Source organism: Pseudomonas putida (assembly GCF_003228315.1).
GTDB classification, from domain to species: domain Bacteria; phylum Pseudomonadota; class Gammaproteobacteria; order Pseudomonadales; family Pseudomonadaceae; genus Aquipseudomonas; species Aquipseudomonas putida_S.
Genome location: NZ_CP029693.1, coordinates 6084497 through 6110467, shown reverse-complemented (window position 1 = coordinate 6110467; position 25971 = coordinate 6084497). Strand labels below are relative to the sequence as shown.

At 60.8% G+C, this 25971-nt stretch carries 26 protein-coding genes; 19 read left to right on the top strand and 7 right to left on the bottom strand.

Translation table 11 applies throughout. From position 1 onward, the window contains the following. Nucleotides 1–43 precede the first annotated feature (43 nt). The 8 genes from ccoN (DKY63_RS28555) to ccoP (DKY63_RS28520) all read left to right on the top strand — a co-directional run bounded on the left by ccoN (DKY63_RS28555) (nucleotide 44) and on the right by ccoP (DKY63_RS28520) (nucleotide 6941). Entirely contained in the window at nucleotides 44–1468 is a 1425-nt protein-coding gene (gene ccoN / locus DKY63_RS28555; RefSeq protein ID WP_110967188.1) for a cytochrome-c oxidase, cbb3-type subunit I, read from the top strand. A gap of 10 nt (nucleotides 1469–1478) precedes the next feature. Then, complete coding sequence (gene ccoO / locus DKY63_RS28550) at nucleotides 1479–2087, top strand: cytochrome-c oxidase, cbb3-type subunit II (RefSeq protein WP_110967187.1); 609 nt, start codon at nucleotides 1479–1481, stop codon at nucleotides 2085–2087. A 3-nt stretch (nucleotides 2088–2090) separates the two neighbouring features. Next, the gene (locus tag DKY63_RS28545) at nucleotides 2091–2288 is read left to right on the top strand and encodes a cbb3-type cytochrome oxidase subunit 3 (RefSeq protein ID WP_110967186.1); all 198 of its coding nucleotides are present in this window, start codon (nucleotides 2091–2093) and stop codon (nucleotides 2286–2288) included. Beyond that, complete coding sequence (gene ccoP / locus DKY63_RS28540; RefSeq protein ID WP_110967185.1) at nucleotides 2285–3238, top strand: cytochrome-c oxidase, cbb3-type subunit III; 954 nt, start codon at nucleotides 2285–2287, stop codon at nucleotides 3236–3238. Before DKY63_RS28545 ends, ccoP (DKY63_RS28540) begins: the two co-directional genes overlap by 4 nt. 481 nt (nucleotides 3239–3719) lie before the next feature. Continuing rightward, the gene (gene ccoN, locus DKY63_RS28535) at nucleotides 3720–5162 is read left to right on the top strand and encodes a cytochrome-c oxidase, cbb3-type subunit I (RefSeq protein ID WP_110967184.1); all 1443 of its coding nucleotides are present in this window, start codon (nucleotides 3720–3722) and stop codon (nucleotides 5160–5162) included. Beyond that, nucleotides 5162–5770: a cytochrome-c oxidase, cbb3-type subunit II gene (gene ccoO / locus DKY63_RS28530; protein WP_095197330.1), complete on the top strand. Its 609-nt coding sequence runs from the start codon at nucleotides 5162–5164 to the stop codon at nucleotides 5768–5770. The genes ccoN (DKY63_RS28535) and ccoO (DKY63_RS28530) overlap by 1 nt, the downstream gene beginning before the upstream one ends. A gap of 5 nt (nucleotides 5771–5775) precedes the next feature. After that, entirely contained in the window at nucleotides 5776–5961 is a 186-nt protein-coding gene (locus DKY63_RS28525) for a CcoQ/FixQ family Cbb3-type cytochrome c oxidase assembly chaperone (protein WP_032831505.1), read from the top strand. Beyond that, nucleotides 5958–6941, top strand: coding sequence for a cytochrome-c oxidase, cbb3-type subunit III (gene ccoP, locus DKY63_RS28520; RefSeq protein WP_110967183.1), 984 nt, complete (start codon nucleotides 5958–5960; stop codon nucleotides 6939–6941). Before DKY63_RS28525 ends, ccoP (DKY63_RS28520) begins: the two co-directional genes overlap by 4 nt. Nucleotides 6942–7053: 112 nt before the next feature. Here the strand turns inward: ccoP (DKY63_RS28520) and DKY63_RS28515 are convergent, their stop codons facing one another. Beyond that, complete coding sequence (locus DKY63_RS28515; protein WP_110967182.1) at nucleotides 7054–7317, bottom strand: hypothetical protein; 264 nt, start codon at nucleotides 7315–7317, stop codon at nucleotides 7054–7056. Between the two features lie 250 nt (nucleotides 7318–7567). Between DKY63_RS28515 and DKY63_RS28510 the strand changes: the two genes are divergently transcribed. The 10 genes from DKY63_RS28510 (at nucleotide 7568) to DKY63_RS28465 (ending at nucleotide 16933) form a co-directional block, all read left to right on the top strand. Then, nucleotides 7568–7822 carry a type II toxin-antitoxin system Phd/YefM family antitoxin gene (locus DKY63_RS28510; protein ID WP_110967181.1) on the top strand — a complete coding sequence of 85 codons (255 nt, stop codon included), beginning with the start codon at nucleotides 7568–7570 and terminating at the stop codon, nucleotides 7820–7822. Then, nucleotides 7822–8232 carry a type II toxin-antitoxin system VapC family toxin gene (locus tag DKY63_RS28505; RefSeq protein ID WP_110967180.1) on the top strand — a complete coding sequence of 137 codons (411 nt, stop codon included), beginning with the start codon at nucleotides 7822–7824 and terminating at the stop codon, nucleotides 8230–8232. The genes DKY63_RS28510 and DKY63_RS28505 overlap by 1 nt, the downstream gene beginning before the upstream one ends. 205 nt (nucleotides 8233–8437) lie before the next feature. Further along, a complete protein-coding gene (gene ccoG / locus DKY63_RS28500; protein ID WP_110967179.1) occupies nucleotides 8438–9853 on the top strand; it encodes a cytochrome c oxidase accessory protein CcoG in 1416 nt (471 codons plus the stop codon). An 11-nt stretch (nucleotides 9854–9864) separates the two neighbouring features. Beyond that, entirely contained in the window at nucleotides 9865–10404 is a 540-nt protein-coding gene (locus DKY63_RS28495; RefSeq protein WP_110967178.1) for a FixH family protein, read from the top strand. Between the two features lie 143 nt (nucleotides 10405–10547). Next, nucleotides 10548–12998, top strand: coding sequence for a heavy metal translocating P-type ATPase (locus DKY63_RS28490; protein WP_110968001.1), 2451 nt, complete (start codon nucleotides 10548–10550; stop codon nucleotides 12996–12998). A 22-nt stretch (nucleotides 12999–13020) separates the two neighbouring features. Next, a complete protein-coding gene (ccoS, locus tag DKY63_RS28485) occupies nucleotides 13021–13239 on the top strand; it encodes a cbb3-type cytochrome oxidase assembly protein CcoS (protein WP_110967177.1) in 219 nt (72 codons plus the stop codon). Continuing rightward, nucleotides 13232–13915, top strand: a complete 684-nt coding sequence (locus tag DKY63_RS28480; protein ID WP_110967176.1) for a sulfite exporter TauE/SafE family protein — start codon at nucleotides 13232–13234, stop codon at nucleotides 13913–13915. The genes ccoS and DKY63_RS28480 overlap by 8 nt, the downstream gene beginning before the upstream one ends. Before the next feature lie 178 nt (nucleotides 13916–14093). Next, complete coding sequence (gene hemN, locus DKY63_RS28475; RefSeq protein WP_110968000.1) at nucleotides 14094–15476, top strand: oxygen-independent coproporphyrinogen III oxidase; 1383 nt, start codon at nucleotides 14094–14096, stop codon at nucleotides 15474–15476. A gap of 93 nt (nucleotides 15477–15569) precedes the next feature. Next, a complete protein-coding gene (fnr, locus tag DKY63_RS28470; RefSeq protein ID WP_110967175.1) occupies nucleotides 15570–16304 on the top strand; it encodes a fumarate/nitrate reduction transcriptional regulator Fnr in 735 nt (244 codons plus the stop codon). An 80-nt stretch (nucleotides 16305–16384) separates the two neighbouring features. Continuing rightward, entirely contained in the window at nucleotides 16385–16933 is a 549-nt protein-coding gene (locus DKY63_RS28465; protein ID WP_110967174.1) for an adenine phosphoribosyltransferase, read from the top strand. Nucleotides 16934–17068: 135 nt separating this feature from the next. On the opposite strand, the gene DKY63_RS28460 is transcribed toward DKY63_RS28465, so the two are convergent. The 5 genes from DKY63_RS28460 to dnaX all read right to left on the bottom strand — a co-directional run bounded on the left by DKY63_RS28460 (nucleotide 17069) and on the right by dnaX (nucleotide 22847). Further along, nucleotides 17069–18217, bottom strand: coding sequence for an acyl-CoA dehydrogenase family protein (locus DKY63_RS28460; RefSeq protein ID WP_110967173.1), 1149 nt, complete (start codon nucleotides 18215–18217; stop codon nucleotides 17069–17071). Nucleotides 18218–18402: 185 nt separating this feature from the next. Further along, entirely contained in the window at nucleotides 18403–19005 is a 603-nt protein-coding gene (gene recR / locus DKY63_RS28455; protein WP_110967172.1) for a recombination mediator RecR, read from the bottom strand. A 74-nt stretch (nucleotides 19006–19079) separates the two neighbouring features. Beyond that, a complete protein-coding gene (locus DKY63_RS28450) occupies nucleotides 19080–20114 on the bottom strand; it encodes an NADP-dependent oxidoreductase (protein WP_110967171.1) in 1035 nt (344 codons plus the stop codon). Between the two features lie 257 nt (nucleotides 20115–20371). Beyond that, nucleotides 20372–20710 carry a YbaB/EbfC family nucleoid-associated protein gene (locus DKY63_RS28445; RefSeq protein ID WP_110967170.1) on the bottom strand — a complete coding sequence of 113 codons (339 nt, stop codon included), beginning with the start codon at nucleotides 20708–20710 and terminating at the stop codon, nucleotides 20372–20374. 67 nt (nucleotides 20711–20777) lie between these two features. Beyond that, nucleotides 20778–22847, bottom strand: coding sequence for a DNA polymerase III subunit gamma/tau (gene dnaX, locus DKY63_RS28440; RefSeq protein ID WP_110967169.1), 2070 nt, complete (start codon nucleotides 22845–22847; stop codon nucleotides 20778–20780). A 134-nt stretch (nucleotides 22848–22981) separates the two neighbouring features. Between dnaX and DKY63_RS28435 the strand changes: the two genes are divergently transcribed. Next, nucleotides 22982–23722: a substrate-binding periplasmic protein gene (locus DKY63_RS28435; RefSeq protein ID WP_110967168.1), complete on the top strand. Its 741-nt coding sequence runs from the start codon at nucleotides 22982–22984 to the stop codon at nucleotides 23720–23722. A gap of 5 nt (nucleotides 23723–23727) precedes the next feature. Here the strand turns inward: DKY63_RS28435 and DKY63_RS28430 are convergent, their stop codons facing one another. After that, nucleotides 23728–25428: a putative bifunctional diguanylate cyclase/phosphodiesterase gene (locus DKY63_RS28430; RefSeq protein WP_110967167.1), complete on the bottom strand. Its 1701-nt coding sequence runs from the start codon at nucleotides 25426–25428 to the stop codon at nucleotides 23728–23730. Nucleotides 25429–25971 lie beyond the last annotated feature (543 nt).

The following is a 25971-nucleotide window of genomic DNA, read 5'->3' as shown; positions in this document are numbered from 1 at the left end:
TCGTGCCATTGGCGCGCTTCGGCTGAACCGTGGATGGGGAACCATGAACACTTCTATCAGTACCGCCTACAACTATAAGGTGGTCCGCCAATTCGCCATTATGACGGTGGTGTGGGGCATCGTCGGCATGGGGCTCGGGGTTTTTCTCGCCGCCCAGTTGGTCTGGCCCGAACTCAACTTCAACTTGCCGTGGACCAGTTTCGGCCGCTTGCGCCCGCTGCACACCAACGCCGTGATCTTCGCCTTCGGCGGCTGCGCGCTGTTTGCCAGTTCGTTCTACTCCGTGCAACGCACCTGCCAGACACAGCTGTTCGCGCCGAAAATCGCCGCGTTCTGCTTCTGGGGCTGGCAACTGGTGATCCTGCTGGCGGCCATCAGCCTGCCGCTGGGCTACACCAGTTCCAAGGAATACGCCGAGCTGGAATGGCCGATCGACATCCTGATCACCATCGTCTGGGTCGCCTACGCCATCGTGTTCTTCGGCACGATCATGCAGCGCAAGACCAAGCATATTTACGTGGGCAACTGGTTCTTCGGTGCATTCATCATCACCGTCGCGATCCTGCACATCGTCAACAACCTTGAGTTGCCGGTGAGCTTCACCAAGTCCTACTCGCTGTATTCCGGCGCTACCGATGCGATGGTGCAGTGGTGGTACGGCCACAACGCCGTGGGCTTTTTCCTCACCGCCGGCTTCCTGGGGATGATGTATTACTTCGTGCCCAAGCAAGCCGAACGCCCGGTGTATTCCTATCGCCTGTCGATCGTGCACTTCTGGGCGCTGATCACCCTGTACATCTGGGCCGGCCCCCACCACCTGCACTACACCGCGCTGCCGGACTGGGCGCAATCGCTGGGCATGGTGATGTCGCTGATCCTGCTGGCGCCGAGCTGGGGCGGCATGATCAACGGCATGATGACCCTCTCGGGCGCGTGGCATAAGTTGCGCAGCGACCCGATCCTGCGCTTCCTCGTGGTGTCGCTGGCGTTCTACGGCATGTCGACCTTCGAAGGGCCGATGATGGCGATCAAGACCGTGAACGCCCTCTCCCACTACACCGACTGGACCATCGGCCACGTGCACGCAGGCGCCTTGGGCTGGGTGGCGATGATTTCCATCGGCGCGCTGTACCACATGATCCCGAAAGTCTTCGGCCGCGAGCAGATGCACAGCATCGGCCTGATCAACGCGCACTTCTGGCTGGCGACCATCGGCACCGTGCTCTACATCGCCTCGATGTGGGTCAACGGCATCGCCCAGGGCCTGATGTGGCGTGCGGTGAACGAGGACGGCACGCTGACCTACTCCTTCGTCGAAACCCTGGTGGCCAGCCACCCCGGCTTCATCGTGCGACTGATCGGCGGGGCAGTGTTCCTCAGCGGCATGTTGCTGATGGCCTACAACACCTGGCGCACCGTGCGGGCCTCACAGCCTGCCGACGTCGCCGCTGCCGCGCAGATGGCTTGAGGAGTCCGCCATGAAACACGAAACAATCGAGAAAAACGTCGGCCTGCTCCTGATTCTGATGGTGCTGGCCGTGAGCATCGGCGGCCTGACCCAGATCGTCCCGCTGTTCTTTCAGGACGTGACCAATAAACCGGTTGAAGGCATGAAGCCCTACACCGCGCTGCAACTGGAAGGTCGCGACATCTATATCCGCGAAGGCTGCGTCGGCTGCCACTCGCAGATGATTCGTCCTTTTCGTGCGGAGACCGAACGCTACGGCCACTACTCGGTGGCCGGTGAAAGCGTCTGGGATCACCCGTTCCTGTGGGGTTCGAAACGGACCGGGCCGGACCTGGCACGGGTCGGCGCACGCTACTCGGATGACTGGCACCGCGCGCATTTGTACAACCCGCGCAACGTAGTGCCGGAATCGAAGATGCCCGCCTACCCGTGGCTGGTGGCCAATCAACTCGATACCAGTCACACCGAGACCAAGCTGCGCGCCATGCGCACCCTGGGCGTGCCTTACACCGACGACGACATCGCTGGTGCAAAAGAGTCGGTCAAGGGCAAAACCGAAATGGACGCGCTGGTCGCCTACCTGCAAGTGCTTGGCACTGCCATCAAGAGCAAGAGGTGAAGCATGGTCATTGAACTTAGCACTGGAATGATCCGCGGCCTGGGCACGGTCGTGGTGTTCGTCGCCTTCGTCGGCCTGACCCTGTGGGTGTTCAACGCCAAGCGCAGTCCGGAATTCGCCGAAGCGCGCCTGTTGCCGTTCGCCGACGAACCACAACCCGATAACAGCCAAGAACCTGCCACAAGGAGTACCCGGCCATGACCACCTTCTGGAGTACGTGGATCTGCGTACTGACCATCGGCAGCCTGATCGGCCTGACCTGGCTGCTGATCGGCACCCGCCGGGGCGAAACCAAGGGCAGCGTCGACCAGACCATGGGGCACAGCTTTGACGGCATCGAGGAATACGACAACCCGCTGCCGCAGTGGTGGTTCATGCTGTTCGCCGGCACCCTGGTGTTCGCCGTCGGCTACCTGATCCTCTATCCGGGCCTGGGCAACTGGAAAGGCGTCCTGCCCGGCTACGACAACGGCTGGACTGGCGTGCACGAGTGGGAAAAGGAAATGGACAAGGCCGACGCGAAGTTCGGGCCGATCTTCGCCAAATTCGCCGCGATGCCGCTGGAAGAAGTGGCGAAGGACCCGCAAGCGCTGAAAATGGGTGGCCGTCTGTTTGCCTCCAACTGCTCGGTGTGCCACGGCTCGGATGCCAAGGGCGCGTTCGGTTTCCCCAACCTGACTGACAACGACTGGCGCTGGGGTGGCGACGCACAAACCATCAAGACCACCATCATGGGGGGACGTATGGCGGCGATGCCGGCCTGGGGTGAAATCCTCGGCGAGGCCGGCGTGAAAAACGTCGCCGCTTATGTGCGTCATGGGCTGGCAGGCCTGCCGCTGCCGGCGGATGACACCGCCGACCTGCAAGCCGGGCAGCAGGTATTCAACACCACCTGCACCGCCTGTCACGGGGCAACCGGTCAGGGCACCGAAGCCATGGGCGCGCCGAACCTGACGCACCCGGCGGCGTTCATCTACGGCTCAAGCCTGGCGCAACTGCAACAGACCATTCGCCATGGTCGCCAGGGGCACATGCCGGCACAAAGTGAACTGTTGGGTAACGATAAGGTGCAACTGCTGGCCGCGTATGTGTACAGCCTGTCCCACGGATTGAATACCGAACGCTTGCAAGCCGAAGGTAAAAGCCAGTAATCGCTGACCGCTCTACTGCCGCATTCTCCCGAATGCGGCAGTTCCCTTCTCCTTTGCGACTCATTGTCGCACCTCGAATAGTCTGCCTTTCGAATCCTCGGATTCGGGTCTACGCTTTCCCCGAAGCGGACTGGCCGGTGCCGGTTCCAGGTCGACCCTGAAGGACGTGTTCGACGAATCTGCCCGATGACAGGCCGCAAAGGCTGGTAGATACCGGCTGTCGCGCCAATTGCCTTCGGTCACCCAATCGTTGCTTTTGAACACACCTCGTTACATCCGACCTGACCCCCTCGCCTGATCAGTCTTCCGGGACGTTTTGCCGGTGGGCAATTTTGTCCCTACGCGGTGCATGGAAAGGCCGCAGAATCAGCATTTGAACGCATTGACCCAGGTCATGGCGCGTTGCAATGACCCTACGCTTTCTACATACTTGCGGCCGATTTTTAATCCTAATAAAACACCCAAACCGTGGAACCTTAGAATGAGCACAGCAATCAGTCCGACTGCTTATAACTATAAGGTAGTCCGCCAGTTCGCCATCATGACGGTGGTCTGGGGGATCCTTGGCATGGGGCTCGGTGTCTTCATCGCCTCTCAACTGGTCTGGCCGGAATTGAACTTCGGTCTGCCTTGGACGAGCTTTGGACGCCTGCGCCCGTTGCACACAAACCTGGTGATTTTCGCCTTCGGTGGTTGTGCACTGTTTGCCACTTCCTACTACGTCGTGCAGCGAACCTGCCAAACGCGACTGATTTCCGACAGCCTCGCGGCCTTCACCTTCTGGGGTTGGCAAGCGGTGATCGTCGGCGCCATCGTTACCTTGCCGCTGGGTTACACCACCACCAAGGAATACGCTGAGCTGGAATGGCCGCTGGCTATTCTGCTGGCCATTGTCTGGGTCACCTACGGTCTGGTGTTCTTCGGCACCATCACCAAGCGCAAGACCAAGCACATCTATGTGGGCAACTGGTTCTACGGTGCCTTCATCGTCGTGACCGCGATGCTGCACATCGTCAACCACATGTCGCTGCCGGTCAGCCTGTTCAAGTCCTACTCCGCCTACTCGGGCGCGACCGACGCGATGATCCAGTGGTGGTACGGCCACAACGCCGTGGGTTTCTTCCTGACCACCGGCTTCCTGGGGATGATGTACTACTTCGTGCCGAAACAGGCCGAGCGTCCGATCTACTCCTATCGGCTGTCGATCGTGCACTTCTGGGCACTGATCACCCTCTACATCTGGGCCGGTCCTCACCACCTGCACTACACCGCACTGCCGGACTGGGCGCAGTCCCTGGGCATGGCCATGTCGATCATCCTGCTGGCGCCAAGCTGGGGCGGCATGATCAACGGCATGATGACCCTGTCGGGCGCCTGGCATAAGCTGCGCACCGACCCGATCCTGCGCTTTTTGGTCGTCTCCCTGGCCTTCTACGGCATGTCGACCTTCGAAGGTCCGATGATGGCGATCAAGACCGTGAACTCGCTGTCGCACTACACCGACTGGACCATCGGCCACGTACACGCCGGCGCCCTGGGCTGGGTAGCGATGATTTCGATCGGCGCGGTCTACCACATGATTCCAAAACTGTTCGGTCGCGCGCAGATGCACAGCGTCGGCCTGATCAACGCACACTTCTGGCTCGCAACCATCGGTACCGTTCTGTACATCGCCTCGATGTGGGTAAACGGCATCACCCAGGGCCTGATGTGGCGTGCAATCAACGATGACGGCACCCTCACCTACTCGTTCGTCGAAGCGCTGCAGGCCAGCCACCCGGGCTTCATCGTGCGTGCACTGGGCGGCGCGTTCTTCGCCACCGGCATGCTGCTCATGGCCTACAACGTATGGCGTACCGTCCGTGCCTCGAACCCGGCAGAAGCTGAAGCCGCCGAACAGATCGCTGTAGTTGGAGCTCACTGATGAAGCATGAAGCAGTCGAGAAGAACATTGGCCTGCTGGCCTTCTTCATGGTTATCGCCGTCAGCGTTGGCGGCCTGACCCAGATCGTTCCGCTGTTTTTCCAGGACGTGACCAACAAGCCGGTCGAAGGCATGAAGCCTCGCTCGGCCCTTGAACTGGAAGGCCGCGACATCTACATCGCCAACGGCTGTGTCAGCTGCCACTCGCAGATGATCCGCCCGTTCCGTGCTGAAACCGAACGTTACGGCCACTACTCGGTCGCCGGTGAAAGCGTCTGGGATCACCCGTTCCTGTGGGGTTCCAAACGTACCGGTCCGGACCTGGCCCGCGTCGGCGGTCGTTACTCCGATGACTGGCAGCGTGCGCACTTGTACAACCCGCGCAACGTGGTGCCTGAGTCGAAAATGCCGGCCTACCCGTTCCTCGTGGAAAACAAGCTCGACGGCAAAGACACCGCCAAGAAAATGGAAGTCTTGCGCGCGCTCGGCGTCCCTTACACCGACGAAGACATCGCCGGTGCCAAGGATGCCGTGAAGGGCAAAACCGAAATGGACGCGCTGGTGGCCTATCTGCAAGGCCTGGGCACCATCATCAAAAGCAAACGGTGATCTAAATGGATATCGGGATGATTCGTGGCCTGGGCACCGTCGTCGTGATGGTGGCCTTCGTAGGTCTGGCCCTGTGGGTGTTCAGCCCCAAGCGCAAGTCGGAGTTTGAAGACGCCACCTTGCTGCCTTTCGCGGATGATCCCGAAGCCATCAAGCACGTCGAGCAAGCTTCTAGGAGTAACAAAGAATGACTACATTCTGGAGTCTGTACGTCACAGTCCTCAGTCTCGGTACGATCTTTTGCCTGACCTGGCTGCTGTTGTCGACCCGCAAGGGCCAGCGCAGCGAGGCGACCGAAGAGACCGTCGGACACTCTTTCGACGGGATCGAGGAGTACGACAACCCGCTGCCGAAATGGTGGTTCATGCTGTTCGTGGGCACCATCGTTTTTGCCTTGGGCTACCTGGTGCTGTACCCGGGCCTGGGTAACTGGAAAGGCCTGCTGCCAGGCTACAACTACCTGGATAACGAAAAGCAGACCGCGTTCGCCAACGGCCAGACCGGCTGGACCGGCGTTCACGAGTGGGAAAAGGAAATGGCCCGCTCGGACGCCAAGTTCGGTCCGATCTTCGCCAAGTTCGCTGCCATGCCGATCGAGGAAGTGGCCAAGGACCCGCAAGCCCTGAAGATGGGTGGCCGCCTGTTCGCCTCCAACTGCTCGGTTTGCCACGGTTCCGACGCCAAGGGCGCCTACGGCTTCCCTAACCTGACCGACGCCGACTGGCGCTGGGGTGGCGAGCCGGAAACCATCAAGACCACCATCATGGGTGGCCGTCACGCGGTCATGCCGGCGTGGGCTGAAGTGATCGGCGAGCAAGGCGTTGCGGACGTTGCCGCGTTCGTACTGACCAACCTCGATGGCCGCAAGCTGCCGGAAGGCACCAAGGCCGACCCGGCCAACGGCCAGAAGTTGTTTGCTGCCAACTGCGTGGCTTGCCACGGTCCGGAAGGCAAAGGCACCCCGGCCATGGGCGCACCTAACCTGACCCACCCGGCTGCGTTCATCTACGGTTCGAGCTTCGCTCAACTGCAGCAGACCATCCGTTACGGCCGTCAGGGCCAGATGCCTGCGCAAGAGCAAATGCAGGGCAACGACAAGGTTCACCTGCTGGCCGCTTACGTCTACAGCCTGTCTCACGGTGAGAAGGCTGCGGCGGAAAATGCCCAGTAAGGCAAACGCTTGATGCAATAGAAAAGGCCCCGCCAATGTGAATTGGCGGGGCCTTTTTCATTCAATCCTGCGGGAAGATCCCTGGATCATTCATTCGATATCTGACACCAGGTCAGATGATATTGCCGCCTCCCAAACTATCCATGGAGCCAAGACTCTTGCTTCTGCCGGGCTCCTTTGACGCTTTGTCTTTCTGGCTGCTTGCCTCACTTGTGAGACTCATGGCCTGGGGAAGCTCGTTCGCTGATTCAAGCACGGCAAGCGCCGCTTCCAGGTAATCGCGAGCGGGAGCTCCGACGGTTCCCGAACGCAGTATTGCCCTCAATGCCTCTATTTCCCGACTGACATCCGACTCTTGTTCAATAACGTCATTCATAAACTTTCATCCTTGAAAAAATCCGCTGCAGCACAACAAAAAATCAATGTTGCAGCGCTCGTTTGATGCCATGAGCGGCGCAAAAAACAATACAGCGGCGCGAGTGGTCCCTCCATCGGCCTTTGTCGCAAGCCATGTGGCGCAGATTTTCGAACGGGACCAATGGTCGAGCATTCGCCTTGAGCAGTTGAGAGACCGAACACAAAGTAGTAACGTTTCTACATCAACGCATTCAGGAGGATCAGACGTGATGACCATCACCACAATTTCCAGCCGCGAATTCAATCAGGACACAAGTGGTGCCAAAAAAGCCACGCGGCAGGGACCGGTTTTCATCACCGACCGAGGCAAGCCGGCCCATGTACTGCTAAGCATTGAGGATTACCAAAAACTGACCGGCATCAATGCCGACATCGTCGACCTGTTGGTAATGCCGGAAGCGGCGGACATCAAGTTCGAAACCGAACGCGCCGTGATCACTCATCGCCCCGTGGATCTGTCCTGATGTATCTACTCGACACCAACGTGATTTCTGAACTACGCAAACCCCAGGCTGACACCAACGTTGTTGCCTGGGCCAAAAGCATCATCGCTCCTCGCATGTTCATTTCGGCCATTACCTTGAAAGAACTGGAAACAGGCGTACTGCGCATGGAGCGGCGCGATCCCGTCCAGGGAAAAGTATTGCGTACGTGGCTCAAGCGCCACGTCATACCGGCCTTCGATGCCCGAATCCTGCCAATCGACGCCGCCGTGGCCCTTCGCTGTGCAAGCCTGCACGTTCCTGACCGCACCAATGAAGCAGACGCGTTGATTGCAGCGACCGCGCTGGTTCATGGCCTGATTGTCGTCACCCGGAATGTCAGCGACTTCCAATCAAGTGGCGTTCAGTTGATCAACCCATGGGCCGATTGAACCCTGACCCGCGCAAAACCGGCCATAATTCACAAGTCAATTGATACAGGTCATTACACGGTCATTTGATTTCCACCAACGTGACCAAAGGTCGCACCCTTGAGCTAGAGCGACAGGCGTATCATTGCGCCACTGCGACACCCCTTTTGACCGCGGTTGGCACGTACTGACCGAGGCATTTTTCCACTGCCGTGGGATGCAACCGATGAGCAACCAGATTCCGGTACACGACGTTACTCCGCCTGCCAAAAACGGGAACAACAGCGTCGACCTCTACGCCTCCCGGGAAAAAATCTACACCCGCGCCTTCACCGGCCTGTTCCGCAACCTGCGGATGGCAGGCGGTGCCTTTTTGTTTCTGCTGTATTTCGGCACGGTGTGGCTGAACTGGGGCGGGCATCAAGCCGTCTGGTGGAACCTGCCGGAGCGTAAATTCTTCATCTTCGGCGCAACCTTCTGGCCGCAGGACTTCATCCTGTTGTCGGGCATGCTGATCATCGCCGCGTTCGGCCTGTTCTTCATCACGGTGTACGCCGGTCGGGTCTGGTGCGGTTACACCTGCCCGCAGAGCGTCTGGACCTGGATCTTCATGTGGTGTGAAAAGGTCACCGAAGGCGACCGCAACCAACGGATCAAGCTCGACAAGGCGCCGATGAGCGCCAACAAATTCCTGCGCAAGTTCAGCAAGCACGCGATGTGGCTGCTGATCGGCTTCGTGACTGGCATGACCTTCGTCGGCTACTTCTCGCCGATTCGTGAACTGGTCATCGACTTCTTCACCGGCGAGGCCGATGGCTGGTCGTATTTCTGGGTCGGTTTCTTCACCCTCGCCACCTATGGGAACGCCGGCTGGCTGCGTGAGCAGGTGTGCATCTACATGTGCCCCTATGCGCGCTTCCAGAGCGTGATGTTCGACAAGGACACCCTGATCGTCTCCTACGATCCGCGTCGTGGCGAAGGCCGTGGCCCGCGCAAGAAAGGCATCGACTACAAGGCCCAGGGGCTGGGCGACTGCATCGATTGCACCATGTGCGTCCAGGTCTGCCCGACCGGCATCGACATCCGCGACGGCCTGCAAATCGAGTGCATCGGTTGCGCCGCCTGCATCGATGCCTGCGACGCCATCATGGACAAGATGGAGTACCCGCGCGGCCTGATTAGCTACACCACCGAACACAACCTGTCCGGGCAGAAAACCCACAAACTGCGTCCGCGCCTGATCGGCTATGCCGTGGTGCTGCTGGCCATGATCAGCTTGCTGGTCACCGCGTTTTTCATGCGTTCGCTGGTGGGCTTCGATGTCAGCAAGGACCGCGTGCTGTACCGCGAGAACGCCGAAGGCCGGATCGAAAACGTCTACAGCCTGAAGATCATGAACAAGGATCAGCGCGACCACACCTATGTGCTTGAAGCCACCGGCCTGCCGGACCTCAAGCTGCAAGGCCGCCGCGAGATCAAGGTGGCGGCCGGTGATATCGTCAGCCAGCCGGCCGAATTGTCCGTTGCCCCGGAACACCTGCCATCAAGCACCAACGAGGTGAAATTCATCCTCAAGGACGCCGATGACGCCAGCATTCACGTTGAAGCCAAGAGCCGATTCATCGGCCCACAAAATCGTTGAGAGAACCGAACATGCCCGCAGCAAACGCCGCAAGCCCGTGGTACAAGCACCTTTGGCCATGGATCATCATCGGGATTCTGGCCTGTTCGGTGACCCTGACCCTGTCCATGGTGACCATTGCGGTGAATAACCCGGACAACCTGGTCAACGACAACTATTACGAGGCCGGTAAAGGCATCAACCGCTCCCTGGACCGCGAATTGCTGGCGCAGACCCTGCTGATGCGCGCCAGCGTGCACCTGGACGATGTCACCGGTGAAGTCGACCTGCGCCTGAGCGGCAACAGCCAGCCCAAGACCCTGGAACTGAACCTGATCTCGCCGACCCAGCCGGAGAAGGACCGCAAGATCGTCCTGACCCGCAGCGAAACCGAACAGGGTCGCTACCTTGGCCAGTTGAGCGACAAGGTTGAAGGTCGGCGCTTTGTCGAATTGCTGGGTACGCAGGACGACCATATATGGCGCTTGTTCGAGGAAGAATCGGTCGACCATGAAAAGGACCTGTTGCTCGGTGATGAACCGCTACAAGGCGCCGAAGACCTGAAAAAATAACACCCCTGATCGTTCCCACGCTCCGCGTGGGAACGCAGCCGGGGACGCTCTGCGTCCCAGCCGAAGCGGACGCGGAGCGCCCGGGGAGGCATTCCCACGCAGAGCGTGGGAACGATCATTGGACCATGCCTCGTGAAAGCCACATGACCACCCCAACCCCCTGCTACCACTGCGCCCTGCCCGTCCCTGCCGGCGGCCGTTTCACCGCGGCGGTCCTTGGGCAGACCCGCGAATTCTGCTGCCCGGGTTGCCAGGCGGTGGCCGAAGCGATTGTGGCCGGTGGACTGGAAACCTATTACCAGCATCGCAGCGAAGCCTCGGCCAACCCCGAAGCGCTGCCCGTGCAATTGGTCGATGAACTGGCGCTGTACGACCGCGCCGAAGTGCAGCAACCCTTTGTCCGCCATGACGGCGAGTTGGCGGAAACCACACTGCTGATGGAAGGCATCAGCTGCGCCGCCTGTGGCTGGTTGATCGAGAAACACCTGCGTGCCATGCCCGGGGTGGCGGAAGCACGGTTGAACCTGTCGAACCATCGCTTGCACGTACGCTGGGCCGACGTGCAGTTGCCGCTCAGCCAGCTACTTGGCGAGTTGCGCCACATCGGCTACGCCGCCCACCCTTACCAGGCCGACCGCGCCAGCGAGCAATTGGCCAGCGAAAATCGCCTGGCCCTGCGCCAACTCGGGGTCGCCGGCCTGCTGTGGTTCCAGGCGATGATGGCGACCATGGCCACCTGGCCGGAATTCAACATCGACCTCAGCCCCGAGCTGCACGCGATTCTGCGCTGGGTGGCGATGTTCCTCACCACCCCGATCGTGTTCTACAGCTGCGCGCCATTCTTCAAGGGCGCCATGCGCGACCTGCGCACCCGCCACCTGACCATGGACGTTTCCGTATCGCTGGCCATTGGCAGTGCCTACATCGCCGGGATCTGGACCTCGATTACCGGCGTCGGCGAACTGTACTTCGACGCGGTTGGCATGTTTGCACTGTTCCTGCTGGCCGGGCGTTACCTTGAACGCCGCGCCCGGGAACGCACCGCCGCCGCCACCGCTCAACTTGTCAACTTGCTGCCAGCCTCTTGCCTGCGCCTGAATGGCGACGGCCAGAGTGAGCGCATTTTGCTGAGCGAACTGAAAGTAGGCGATCAGGTGCTGGTGCACCCCGGGGCGATCCTTCCGGCAGATGGCAGGATTCTCGATGGCCAATCCAGCATCGATGAGTCGCTGCTGACTGGCGAATACCTGCCGCAACCGCGCACGCCAGGCGATGCCGTCACCGCCGGAACCCTGAATGTCGAAGGCGCACTGACCGTGCAGGTCCAAGCGCTCGGCCAGGAAACTCGACTGTCGGCCATCGTCCGCCTGCTGGATCGCGCCCAGGCGGAAAAACCCCGACTGGCGGAAATCGCCGACCGTGCCTCGCAATGGTTCCTGTTGCTGACACTGATCGCCTCGGCCTGTATCGGCCTGCTGTGGTGGCAGCTCGATTCGGCGCGAGCGTTCTGGATTGTCCTGGCCATGCTGGTCGCCACCTGCCCCTGCGCCCTGTCCCTGGCAACGCCGACCGCCCTCACCGCCGCCACCGGCACCCTGCACAAACTCGGTTTACTGCTGACCCGGGGTCATGTGCTGGAAGGCCTGAACCAGATCGATACGGTGATTTTCGACAAGACCGGCACCCTGACCGAAGGGCGACTGGCCTTGCGTTCGATCCGCCCCCTCGGCACCCTCGATCGCGATCAATGCCTGAGCCTGGCCGCCGCCCTGGAGAATCGCTCCGAGCACCCCATCGCCCGTGCCTTCGGTCGCGCGCCACTGGCCGCCGAAGAGGTGCACAGTTCTCCCGGCCTGGGCCTTGAAGGACGGGTGGGCGAGCAGCGCCTGCGTATCGGCCAGCCCGGTTTTGTCTGCGAACTCAGTGGTGCCGCCGAACCCTCGATGCCGGATGAGGCCGGGCAATGGCTGCTGATGGGTGATCAACGGGGGCCACTGGCCTGGTTCGTGCTCGACGACCGTTTGCGTGACGACGCTCCGGCCCTGCTGGCAACGTGCAAGGCGCGCGGCTGGCGGACCTTGCTGCTGTCCGGAGACAGTTCGCCGATGGTCGCCAGCGTCGCCGCCGAACTGGGCATCGACGAAGCCCGGGGCGGTTTGCGCCCGGATGACAAGTTGCAGGTTTTGCAGCAACTGCACCAGCAGGGGCGCAAGGTGTTGATGCTCGGGGACGGGGTCAACGACGTGCCGGTGCTGGCCGCTGCAGACATCAGTGTCGCCATGGGCTCGGCCACCGATCTGGCGAAAACCAGCGCTGATGCGGTGCTACTGTCCAATCGTCTCGACGCCCTCGTGCAAGCATTCAGCCTGGCCCGGCGCACCCGTCGGGTCATCATCGAGAATCTGCTGTGGGCCGGGCTGTACAATGGCCTCATGTTGCCGTTCGCCGCCCTCGGCTGGATCACCCCGGTGTGGGCGGCGGTAGGCATGTCCATCAGTTCGTTGACCGTGGTGCTCAATGCCCTGCGCCTGACTCGCCTGCCGAGTGCGCCGGCTGCCAGCGCCACGCCAGAAACCCGCCCGCTGCCGGCCTGAGCCGCGCGGGCATGGAGTCCAGATGCCAGCTCTTTACGTGATGATCCCCGCCGCCCTGCTGATCGTGGCCATCGCTGTCTACATTTTCTTCTGGGCGGTCGACAGCGGTCAGTACGACGACCTCGATGGCCCGGCCCACAGCATCCTGTTCGACGATCAGGACCCGAACCACACCGCAGCCGTCGACGAGGCCAGCGGCCAGCCAACCAAACCCGACGACAAGGCACCGCCCCATGCTTGAATTGGCGCCCTTGCTGGTGTCTGCGGTGATTCTCGGTCTGCTCGGTGGCGGTCATTGCCTGGGGATGTGCGGCGGCCTGATGGGCGCGCTGACCCTGGCGATTCCCAAGGAGCAGCGCAGCCGTCGCTTTCGCCTGCTGCTGGCCTACAACCTCGGACGCATTCTCAGCTATGCCACTGCCGGCCTGCTGATTGGCCTGGCCGGCTGGGCGGTGGCCAGCAGCCCGGCGGCGATGTTCATGCGCGTGCTAGCCGGACTGTTGCTGATTGCCATGGGCTTGTACCTGGCGGGCTGGTGGAGTGGGCTGACGCGCATCGAAAGCCTCGGCCGCGGGCTGTGGCGGCATATCCAGCCCGTTGCGAACAAACTGTTGCCGGTGTCCAGCGTCCCTCGTGCATTGCTGCTGGGTGCGCTCTGGGGCTGGCTACCGTGCGGACTGGTCTATAGCACTTTGCTGTGGTCGGCCAGCCAGGGCAATGCGCTGGATAGCGCCCTGCTGATGCTCGCGTTTGGCCTCGGCACCTGGCCGGTGCTGCTCGCCACGGGGCTGGCGGCGGAGCGGGTGACGGCGTTGTTGCGCAAGCGAAGCGTGCGCATGACCGGCGGGTTGCTGGTCATGCTGTTTGGCATTTGGACCTTGCCTGGGCCGCATCAGCATTGGTTGATGGGGCATTAGATCGGCGGCGCACTCTTCGCGAGCAGGCTCGCTCCCACAGTTGAAATGCGTTCTCCTGCTCGCGAAGAGGCCAGAACAAACAACACAGACCCTGACCTTGATGCAAATCAAGATCCCCAAGCGCCCCGCCCCCTAGACTGGCCAGCACCGCCAGCCCATTCCGGGGGATGCCCGCATGCTGCTCGACGCCATTCGTTGGGACACCGATCTGATCCGCCGTTATGACCTGGCGGGACCGCGCTACACCTCCTATCCGACCGCCATGCAATTCAACGCCCAGGTCACCAGCTTCGATCTGTTTCACGCCCTGCGCGACAGTCGCAAGGCCCTGCGGCCCTTGTCGCTGTATGTGCACGTGCCGTTCTGCGCGAACATTTGCTACTACTGCGCCTGCAACAAAGTCATCACCAAGGATCGTGGCCGCGCCCTGCCCTACCTGCAGCGCCTGGAACAGGAAATCCAGCTCATCGCCTGCCATCTGGACCCGGCGCAAAAGGTCGAGCAACTGCACTTCGGCGGCGGCACACCAACCTTCCTCAGCCATGACGAATTGCGCCAGCTAATGGCGCACCTGCGCGAGCACTTCAATTTGCTCGCCGACGATTCCGGTGACTACGGCATCGAAATCGACCCCCGAGAAGCCGACTGGTCGACCATGGGACTGTTGCGCGAGCTGGGCTTCAACCGCGTCAGCATCGGCCTGCAAGACCTCGACCCGGCGGTACAGCGCGCGGTCAATCGCCTGCAAACCCTGGAGCAAACCCGCGCGGTGATCGACGCGGCCCGCACTCTGCAGTTCCGCTCGATCAACATCGACCTGATCTACGGCTTGCCGAAACAGACCCCGGACAACTTCGCCCGCACCGTCGAAGAAGTCATCAACCTGCAACCGGACCGTCTCTCGGTGTTCAACTACGCCCACCTGCCGGAGCGGTTCATGCCGCAACGGCGGATCAACAGCAATGATCTGCCGACGCCCGCGCAGAAACTGGAAATGCTGCAGCGCACCATTGATCAGTTGACCGCTGCCGGCTACCGCTACATCGGCATGGATCACTTCGCCCTGCCTGATGATGAACTGGCGATTGCCCAGGAAGAATCGACCCTGCAACGCAACTTCCAGGGTTACACCACCCACGGTCATTGCGATTTGATCGGCCTGGGAGTGTCGGCGATCAGCCAGATCGGCGATCTGTACTGCCAGAACAGCAGCGACCTGACCCAATACCAGAGCAGCCTGGCCTCAGCGCAACTGGCCACCAGCCGTGGCCTGGTGTGCGACGCCGACGACCGGCTTCGCCGTGCCGTGATCCAACAACTGATCTGCCATTTCAGCCTGGACTTCGCCGAGGTCGAACAGGCCTTCAATATCGATTTCCAGGGCTATTTCGGCGAACTTTGGCCGCAATTGCAGCAAATGGCCAAGGATGGGTTGATCGAACTGGACCGCGAAGGAATCAACGTGTTGCCTGCGGGACGTCTGTTGGTGCGTTCGGTATGCATGGTGTTCGATGGCTACTTGCAACAGCACAACCAACAACGCTTTTCCCGGGTGATCTGACGACCTGCGACAAATCCGCCACCCGCTGGCCTCGATGTCATGCGCTGAGTTACCCTTACAGCCTATGTGTGTTTTCCCACAAGGATTGAAGAAATGTCCGAGCCAGTAAAACTGCGCACTCACAATCAGGCTCACTGCAAGGACTGCAGCCTGGCCCCGCTGTGTCTGCCACTGTCGCTGAATCTGGAAGACATGGATGCACTGGACGAAATCGTCAAGCGTGGCCGTCCACTGAAAAAAGGCGAGTTTCTGTTCCGCCAGGGTGACACCTTCGATTCCGTTTACGCCGTGCGTTCCGGCGCGCTGAAAACCTTCAACCTGAGCGATGCCGGCGAAGAACAACTCACCGGCTTCCACCTGCCAAGTGAATTGGTGGGCCTCTCGGGCATGGACACCGAAAAGCATCCGGTGTCGGCACAGGCATTGGAAACCACCTCGGTCTGTGAAATCCCCTTCGAACGCCTGGACGAACTGGCCCTGCAACTGCCGCAGCTGCGTCGCCAGCTGATGCGGGTGATGAGCCGCGAGATCCGCGACGATCAACAGATGATGTTGCTGCTGTCGAAAAAGACCGCCGACGAGCGCATCGCCACTTTCCTGGTCAACCTGTCGGCACGTTTCCGTGCCCGGGGTTTCTCCGCCAACCAGTTCCGCCTGAGCATGTCGCGCAACGAAATCGGCAACTACCTGGGCCTGGCGGTGGAAACCGTGTCGCGGGTGTTCACGCGCTTCCAGCAGAACGAACTGATCGCCGCCGAAGGCAAGGAGATCCGCATTCTCGACCCGATCCAGCTGTGCGCCCTGGCCGGTGGTTCGGTCGAAGGTTGATCCCGCCGATTTGCGGCTGAGCGAAACGGTTCAGCCGCCGTTATAATGCGCCGTTTGCAGCCCTGCCAGGACACCCCACGATGGCCCTCGACTCCTTCGACATCAAAACCCTTATCCGCCCTGTGATCGACTTTCCCAAGCCGGGCGTGATTTTCCGTGACATCACTCCACTGTTTCAGTCGCCGACCGCCATGCGCGTGGTGATGGACAGCTTTGCCCAGCGTTATGTCGAGGCCGATTTCACCCACATCGGCGCCATGGATGCCCGTGGTTTCCTGATTGGCTCGGTGCTGGCCTATCAGTTGAACAAACCGCTGGTGCTGTTCCGCAAGCAAGGCAAATTGCCCGCCGACGTGCTGGCCGAAGGTTACGCGACCGAATACGGCGAAGCTTTCCTGGAAGTTCATGCCGACAGCCTGTGCGAGGGCGACTCGGTGGTGATGTTCGATGACCTGATCGCTACCGGCGGTACCCTGATTGCTGCGGCGAACCTGATTCGCCGCATGGGCGCCCGGGTTCATGAAGCGGCGGCGATCATTGATTTGCCGGAGCTGGGTGGGTCGCAGCGTTTGGTCGAGATGGGCATTCCTGCGTTTTGCCTGACGCAGTTTTCCCTTTCCGAGAAGTAAATAGCGTCTGTACTGACGCCATCGCTGGCAAGCCAGCTCCCACAGGGTTCGTGGTGTGCACAGGATTTGTGCCTCACATCAATCACTGTGGGAGCTGGCTTGCCAGCGATAGCGTCAGCCGCAACACCGTAAATCTCAGAGCCCCATCTGCTTGCTGATGATCTCGTTCATCACTTCCCGCGTCCCCCCGCCAATCGACAAAATCCGGTTATCCCGATACAGCCGCTCCACCAGGCTCTCGCGCATGTAACCCAGGCCGCCGAGGATCTGCACGGCGTCGAAGGTCACCCGGTCGGCGGTGTCGGTGGCGACATTCTTGGCCATGGAAATCTCCTTGATCACACTCTGCCCTGCGGCCATCTTCGCCGCCTGCCGGTAAGTGAACTCCCTTGAAACCTCGACCGCCGTGGCCATTTCCGCGAGTCGGTGCTTGATCACCTGGAATTTGCCGATGGGTTTGCCGAAGGCCTCTCGCTCACGCGCCCACTTCAGGCTTTCCTCCAGCGCAAGCTGCGCGGTCATGTTGGCCATCAGGGCCAGCGCCAGGCGCTCGCTCTGGAAATTGCCCATGATGCAGGCGAATCCCATGTTTTCACTACCAATCAGATTGCCCACAGGTACCCTGCAATCGTCGAAGAACAGTTCGGCGGTGTCCGATGCCCACCAGCCCATCTTTTTCAGTTGCCGGCCCACGGTGAAGCCAGGCGTGCCCTTCTCGATCAACAACAGGCTGATGCCGGCGAAACCCGGCTCGCCGGTGCGCACCGCAACTGTATAAAAGTCCGCGCGCACGCCGCTGGTAATGAAGGTCTTGCTGCCGTTGACCCGATAAACATCACCGTCGCGCACGGCGCGGGTTTGCAGATTTGCCACATCGGAACCGCCACCGGGTTCGGTGACGGCCAGGGCGCTGATCCTCTCGCCTGACAACACTTGCGGTACGACCCGGTCCCGGACTTCGGGCCTGGCCCACTTGAGAATCGGCGGCAGGCCGATATCCAGCGACCCGAGCCCTGCGACCAGGCCGCCTGAGCCGCATCGCATCAGTTCTTCGCTGGCGGCGACTTTGGCAAACAGGTCGCCTTCATGGCTGCCGCCGAAACGTTCCGGGTAACCGATACCGAGAATCCCCGCCGCTCCGGCCTTGAGATAAAGCTCGCGGGGGAAGCTTTCAGCCTCTTCCCACTGGTCAATGTCCGGAAGAATCTCGCGCTCGACGAAACGTCGGACGCTGTCGCGGATCAATTGGTGGCTGGGGTCGAAGTAGTCGGCAAAGGCAGGCATCGGCGAACTCCACGGGAAGGGTTCGCCGACGTTAACCGAGCGCTTGCTTGGTTTACAACAGGATTGCGTGATTCAGATGGATCGAGGCGCGTCCTTCGCGAGCAGGCTCGCTCCCACAAGGGTCTGGCGTTCGTCGCAAATCAAATGTGGGAGCGAGCCTGCTCGCGAAGGCGTCTGATCAAACGCTACAACGAAATGGGCTTGCGCCCGGCAAACGAATGCGCCAGCGTCCCGCCATCCACCAGCTCCAGCTCCCCACCCAGCGGCACGCCATGGGCGATGCGTGAAGCAACGAGGCCTTTGCTGCTGAGCAACTGGGCGATGTAATGCGCCGTGGCTTCGCCTTCGACGGTCGGGTTGGTGGCGAGAATGACTTCGGTAAACGTCCCCGCTTCCTCGATTCGCGCCATCAACTGCGGAATACCAATGGCCTCCGGCCCCAGGCCATCGAGGGGTGACAGGTGTCCCTTGAGCACGAAATAGCGACCGCGAAAGCCGGTCTGCTCCACCGCATAGACATCCATCGGCCCTTCCACGACGCACAGCAAGGTGTCGTCGCGGCGGGTGTCGGCGCATTGCGGGCACAGGTCGTCCTCGGTCAGCGTGCGGCACAAACGGCAGTGCCCGACCCCTTCCATGGCCTGGCTCATGGCCTGCGCCAGTCGCACGCCGCCACTGCGATCACGTTCGAGCAACTGCAACGCCATACGCTGGGCGGTTTTCTGACCCACGCCCGGCAGCACGCGCAGGGCATCGATCAGTTGGCGAATCAAAGGGCTGAAGCTCATGGGGAAACATCCGACAAAACAACGAGACGCGGTTTATACCCGCGCCTCTGGTTAGCGTCAAATGGCTATCGGGATTAGCCCTGGGCAACCCGGATCACCAGTTTGCCGAAGTTGCGTCCCTCCAGCAGACCGATGAACGCCTGGGGTGCGTTCTCCAGGCCATCGACCACATCTTCGCGGAACTTGACTTTGCCGTCGCGCACCCAAGGCGCCATGGCGCTGACAAATTCCGGCTGACGGTCGCCATAGTCATCGAACACGATGAAGCCCTGGATCCGTACGCGCTTGGTCAGCAGCGTGCGCTGCAACTGCGGCAGTCGGTCCGGGCCGCTCGGCGCCTCTGTGACGTTGTACGAAGCAATCAGGCCGCACAACGGAATCCGCGCCTTGGGATTGAGCAGAGGCACCACTGCGTCGAACACCTTGCCGCCGACGTTTTCGTAATAGATGTCGATGCCTTTGGGGCAGGCTTTCGCCAGTTCCCCGGCGAAGTCCGCACTTTTGTGATCGATGCAGGCGTCAAAGCCCAATTCCTCTTTCACATAGCGGCATTTGTCTGCTCCCCCGGCCACCCCGACCACGCGCAAGCCTTTGATTTTCGCCACCTGCCCGACCACCGAACCCACTGCACCGGACGCGGCCGCGACCACCAGGGTTTCGCCGGATTTCGGCTGGCCGATGTCCATCAGGCCCATGTAGGCGGTCATGCCCGGCATGCCCAGTATGCCGAGGGCCATGGAGGGGCTAGGCAATGTCGACGGGATCGGCATGATGCTGCGACCGTCATTGATGCTGTGGCTTTGCCAACCCGTGGCCCCCACCACCAGATCGCCTTCCTGAAACTTCGGATTGAGCGAACGCTCGACCCGACTGACCGCGCCACCGGTCATCACCGCGCCGATTTCCACTGGGGCGGCGTAGGACGGTGCGTCGCTCATGCGTCCACGCATGTAGGGGTCCAGGGACAGATAAAGGGTCTTGAGCAACACCTCGCCTTCGGCCAGCTCGGGCAGTGCGACCCGTTCAAGGCGGAAATTCTCGGGGGTTGGCGCGCCGATCGGGCGCGAGGCGAGGACGATGCGTTGGTTGAGGGTCATGGGGTCGGACATGGCGGCGTCTCCTGTGGTCGATGAATTCGGGGTATAGGGAGCAGACCTTTGAAGCGATAGTGGGTTCGATGATTAGTCAGCTGTACCGATTCGACTTCATCGCGAGCAGGCTCGCTCCCACAGTTAATTGTATTCCCCTGTGGGAGCGAGCCTGCTCGCGAAGTCGATCTCACAGACACTAGATATCCAACAGACAAAAAAAAGCCAGGCGCAATGCCTGGCACTTTTTTGTAGCTCATCCGACGCCCAAAGGCGAATCAGAATGGCAGTTTCATGCCCGGTGGCAGTTGCATGCCCGCGGTCATGCTGCCCATTTTTTCCTGGCTGTTGGCTTCGATCTGGCGCACGGCGGCGTTCACCGCGGCGGCAACCAGATCCTCGACCACTTCACGGTCGTCCTCGTCCAGACCCGGCAGCAGACTCGGATCGATGCTGACTTTTTTCAAGTCATGACGACCGGTCATCACTACGGATACCAGATCGCCACCCGCCTTGCCGGTGACTTCGGCATTGGCCAGCTCTTCCTGCATCTTGGCCATTTTTTCCTGCATTTGCTGCGCCTGCTTCATCAGGCCGGCCATGCCACCTTTCATCATGGGAATCACCTCAAAAGTACCGGATTTAAAACGGCGCCCGGCACTATTGGCCGGGCGCCTTCAGTTATTAGCCCTGACTGACCAGGGCTTCGACAGGTTCAATAGTATCGTTACGGATCACCGCACCGAACTGCTGCATCATTTGCTGGATGAACGGATCGCCGTGGATCGATTCCTCGGCCTCGCGCTGACGGTCTGCGCGTCGGCGAGAGGCCGCCTGGGCCGGGGTTTCCTGCTCGGGCTTGATCAGCTCCATGGTCAGCGTCAGCGTACGCCCGTGATATTGGTTCAACGCATCGTTCAGGCGACGCTGCTGCGTGGCGTTGAACAGTGCGCTGTGGGCCGGATCCAGATGCAGCAGCCAATTGTCGCCATCCACGGCGATCAGCGTGCAGTTGGCGGCGATGCTGCCGGTCATGCCGGAAATCGGCAGTTTCGGGAACAACTCCAGCCATTGCAGGGCCAAGCCGGTGGCAGGTGCGGCGGCAGGCTCGGGTTCAGGCTCCGGTGCCGGCTCGGCGGTATGCTCGCTGGCCAGGTCATCGAGGTAGCTGTAGGCCGAATCCATGTCCGGCTCGATGTAATCCTCGTCCAGCGGCGGCTCATCATCCAGGTCCATGCCCGGCGTAGCGGCATCGACCTCGGCCACCGTTGGCTCCGGGATCGGCGCGGCGGCCCATTCCGGTGCGTCCGGCACTACGCTGTCAGGCGTCGGCGTCATCACGGGTGGCAGTTCGGGTTGTTCGCTGACGGTTTCCAGTAGCGGTTCCACGGCAGGCTGCTGAGCAGCCTCGGGTTCGACCGGATCATTCCACGGCAGGTCGATCACTTCTTCGGCCACCACCGCTTCGACCGCTGGCTGCGGCGCAACCACAGGCGCAACCGGTTCGGGCTCTGGAATCGGCTCTGGTGCGGGGGGCTCCACAACCGGTGCAACTGCCGCAGCGACTACCGGTGCAGCAACCGGCGTGGCAGCCACTGATTTCGCGGAATCAACCGTGGCCTGGCTGATCCCCACTGGCTTTAGCGGTTGCCTTGGGGCATCCGCGGTGTCGGCGGGCCGGAAGGCGAGCATCCGCAGCAGCACCATTTCGAAGCCACCCCGCGGATCCGGTGCCAGAGGCAGGTCGCGGCGGCCGATCAGCCCCATCTGATAGTAGAACTGCACGTCTTCGGCCGGCAGGGCCTGGGCCAGCGCCAGCACCCGGTCACGATCGCCGTGACCGTTGTCGACGCCGTCAGGCAGCGCCTGGGCAATGGCGACACGGTGCAGCACGTTGAGGATTTCCGAGAGAACCCCGTTCCAGTCCGGACCTTGTTCTGCCAGGTGGCGGACCGCTTCGAGCAGCGCCTTGGCATCACCTTCGATCAGTGCATGCAGGACGTCATAGACCTGGCCGTGATCCAGGGTGCCGAGCATCGCTCGCACATCAGCGGCCATGACCTTGCCTTCACCGAAGGCAATCGCCTGGTCGGTCAGGCTCATGGCATCGCGCATCGAACCATCAGCGGCGCGACCCAGCAGCCACAGCGCATCGTCCTCGAACGGCACGTTCTCGACGCCCAGCACGTGGGTCAAATGCTCGACCACACGCTCGGGTGTCATGTTTTTCAGGGAGAACTGCAGGCACCGCGAGAGAATCGTTGCAGGAAGTTTCTGCGGGTCGGTGGTCGCCAGGATGAACTTGACGTAGGGTGGCGGTTCTTCGAGGGTTTTGAGCAGCGCATTGAAAGAATGGCTGGAGAGCATGTGCACTTCGTCGATCAGGTAGACCTTGAAGCGCCCACGGCTCGGTGCGTATTGCACATTGTCCAGCAGCTCGCGCGTGTCCTCGACCTTGGTGCGACTGGCGGCGTCGATCTCGATCAGGTCGACGAAGCGACCTTCGTCGATCTCGCGACATACCGAACACTCGCCACAAGGCGTGGAAGTGATACCTGTTTCACAGTTCAGGCATTTGGCGATGATTCGCGCGATCGTGGTCTTGCCGACCCCGCGCGTACCGGTGAACAGGTAGGCATGGTGCAGCCGCTGGCTGTCCAAGGCATTGATCAGAGCCTTGAGCACATGGGTCTGGCCGACCATTTCGCGGAACGAGCGCGGACGCCATTTACGTGCAAGAACCTGATAACTCATCGAAAACCATCGCAACGGAATAAGCAGAAGCGGCTAATGCTAGCGGAGCAAGGCCGAAATTGCATCCGGTGTGCTCGTCTAATCTGGCTAAGCTGCGTTCTGGGAGCTTTTGTACAAAAAATAATGGAGCGTTTATGCGGCTGGCCCTGGGGGCGTTGCTGTTGATCAGCCTGAACGGCACCGCTGCCGAGGCACCGTTGCGCTTCGTGGTGCCCGACAGTTGGTCGATGCCCATGGTGCAGCTGGAACATGGCCGGCCGACCCAGGGCATCCTGTACGACGTGATGCTCAGCCTCGCGACTCAGGTTGGCGTGCCGGCGGAATTTCACGTACTGCCGCGTGGCCGGATCCAGAACGCCATGGAACAGGGCGAAATCAATATCCGCTGTTACGTCGCACAGTCCTGGCTGCCCAACCTGTCCGGCGACTACCTCTGGAGCATCCCGCTCTGGACCCAGCCCGATCTGCTGGTCAGCCGCCCTGCCCCACAAACCTCCGTACTGCCTGCGAGCCTGCCGCGACAGACCATCGGTACCGTGCTCGGCTACAGCTATCCGACCCTGCAACCGCTGTTCGACGCCAATCAACTGCAACGGGACGACGCCCGCAATCAGGAACTGGTACTGGAAAAACTCCAGGCCGGCCGCAATCACTACGCCGTCAGCAATCAATGGACACTGGACTGGTTCAACCAGCGGTTACTGCCGGAGCAGCGACTGCAAGCCGTGGCGGTACTGCAGGAACAAAGTGTCGGCTGTTATGTGCGCAATGACCCCGAAGTGCCCGTGCAACGGATACTGCGCACGCTGGTGCGGATGAAAATGTCCGGGGAAATCGACGACATCATCAGGTTGTACATCGGTGGCAAGCCTTAATTGCGTCAGGCCGTTTTAGCCATCGTTCGCCACTGCGGTGGCGCGACAAATCCCGCCACCCAGTCCGGCACAGCCGAAGCCGGCATCGGCTGGGCAATGAAATATCCCTGGGCCACTTCACACCCCAACTGCAGCAGCATTTCGCCGTGCTCGACGCTTTCCAGCCCCTCGGCAATCACCTGTCGACCGAACGCCCGGGCCAGGCCGATGACAGCTGTGGTCAGGGCCAGGTCGCCGCTGTCATGCAGGATGTCACGCACGAAGGACCTGTCGATCTTGATGGCCTGGGTCGGCAACCGCTTGAGGTAACTCAGGGACGAATATCCCGTGCCGAAATCCCCCAGCGAAAACTGCACTCCCAGCGCCTGACAGGCGTGCAGGCAATCGCTGACGTGCTGGATATTCTCGATGGCGACCGCCTCGACGATTTCCAGATCGAGACGCTGCGGGTCGACGTCCGCGTGCCGGGCCAACAGGCTTTTCAGGCGCTCGACAAAATCCGTACGCTGAAAATGCCGCGCCGCGATGTTCACGCTCACCGGCCAGTCATGCCCGGCTTGCTGCCACAGATCCAATTGCTCCAGCACCTGATTCATCACCCAGTCGCCGATATCGATGATCAGATCGGTCTCTTCAACCAGCGGCAAAAACTCACGGGCGGGCACCGTACCATTCTGTGGGTGTTCCCAGCGCAGCAACGCCTCGAACCCGACGACTTCGCCGCTGCGCATATTGATCTTGGGCTGAAAGTGCAGGCGCAACTCGTCGCCGGCCAGCGCCTGACGCACCTGTTCTACGGTCTGGTGAGTCGCCTTGACCTCCTGGTCCCGGGATACATCGAATAAATGAAAGCGCTTGCGACCACTCTGCTTAGCCACGTACATCGCCTGATCGGCATGGCGCAGCAGGGTCTCGGCATCTTCATTGTCATGGGGGAACAGAGTGACACCGATGCTGGCGAATACGTTGATGTCCTTGCCACTGAACGAGTAAGACTGAGAAATCGCTTCCAGTACCCGATCCAGCGCACAACGCAATTCCGGCAAATCCTGTACGTGACGCAGCACCAGCACAAACTCGTCGCCAGCCAGCCGCGCTACTACATCTTCACCGCGCACGATGCCGCGCAATCGTTTGGCAACTTCCACCAACAATAGATCGCCCGTGGCATGCCCATAGCCATCGTTGACCGCCTTGAAACCGTCGAGATCGAGCATGCACACCGCCAACGGGGTGCTTTCCTGTCTGGAGAACTCCAGCGCCTGGTCCAGCAGGTCCGAGAGAAAGGCGCGATTGGGCAAACCGGTCAGCACGTCATGCCCCACTCGCCATTGCAGCGTGTGCAGCAGCTCGCGCTTGGCACTGATATCAAAACGAATCGACAGGTAACGCTCCACGCGCCCCGTGGCCTTATCGAGAACGGGCACCACGGTGCTTTCAACCCAATACAGGCTGCCATCCTTCGCGCGGTTGCAGATTTCGCCCTTCCAGACATTGCCCGAAGCGATGGTGCGCCACATCCCGGCGAAAAACTCCGCCCGATGCACGCCGGAATTGAGCAGGCGATGGTTTTGCCCGAGCAGTTCTTCACGGCTGTAGCCAGAGACTGCGCAGAATTGATCGTTGACGTGGGTAATCCGGCCGGTCAGGTCGGTCTCGGAAAAAATGGCGGCGGCATCCACGGCCCTGCGGTACTTCTCATCCATGAGTCAGACTCGCTGTCGCTGACATTGGCGACGCAAACCGGCGAGGAATCAGGACATCAAGGCTGTCCAAAGACTCTCATACCGCGGCAAGCGAATACCCTGTCGGCTTATATTATTTTTCGAACTTCCGGGAACAGGCGACTAACGACCTGTTTGGGGCGGCGATTCTACGAGATGCGTAACATTTTGCAAGACAAGGCGAAAACCACTTCCACCTGACGATACCGCAGGCTTTCGTTAAGTTCTTGATTCGGAATGGGAATTGACGGTCGTATCGATGCCTGGAGCAGAAACGACAAAACACCGCGATGGAGAAGGTCCATGGCAGAAAAATTGAAGACTTGAGGAAAGTAACGCGAGAGAGGAATTGCTGAGCGTTAAGGTGGCGACCCCACCAGCCACACCCCGGCACACAATGTCACCGCTGCGGCTGCTCCCTTCCAGGCCTGACCGGGTGGCATGCAAGCATGCTCGCTGATCGTTGCGGGCCTTATGGGGTAAGGGTTTCAGGCTTTTGGGGTGCCATATTTCTACCGTGCGAAT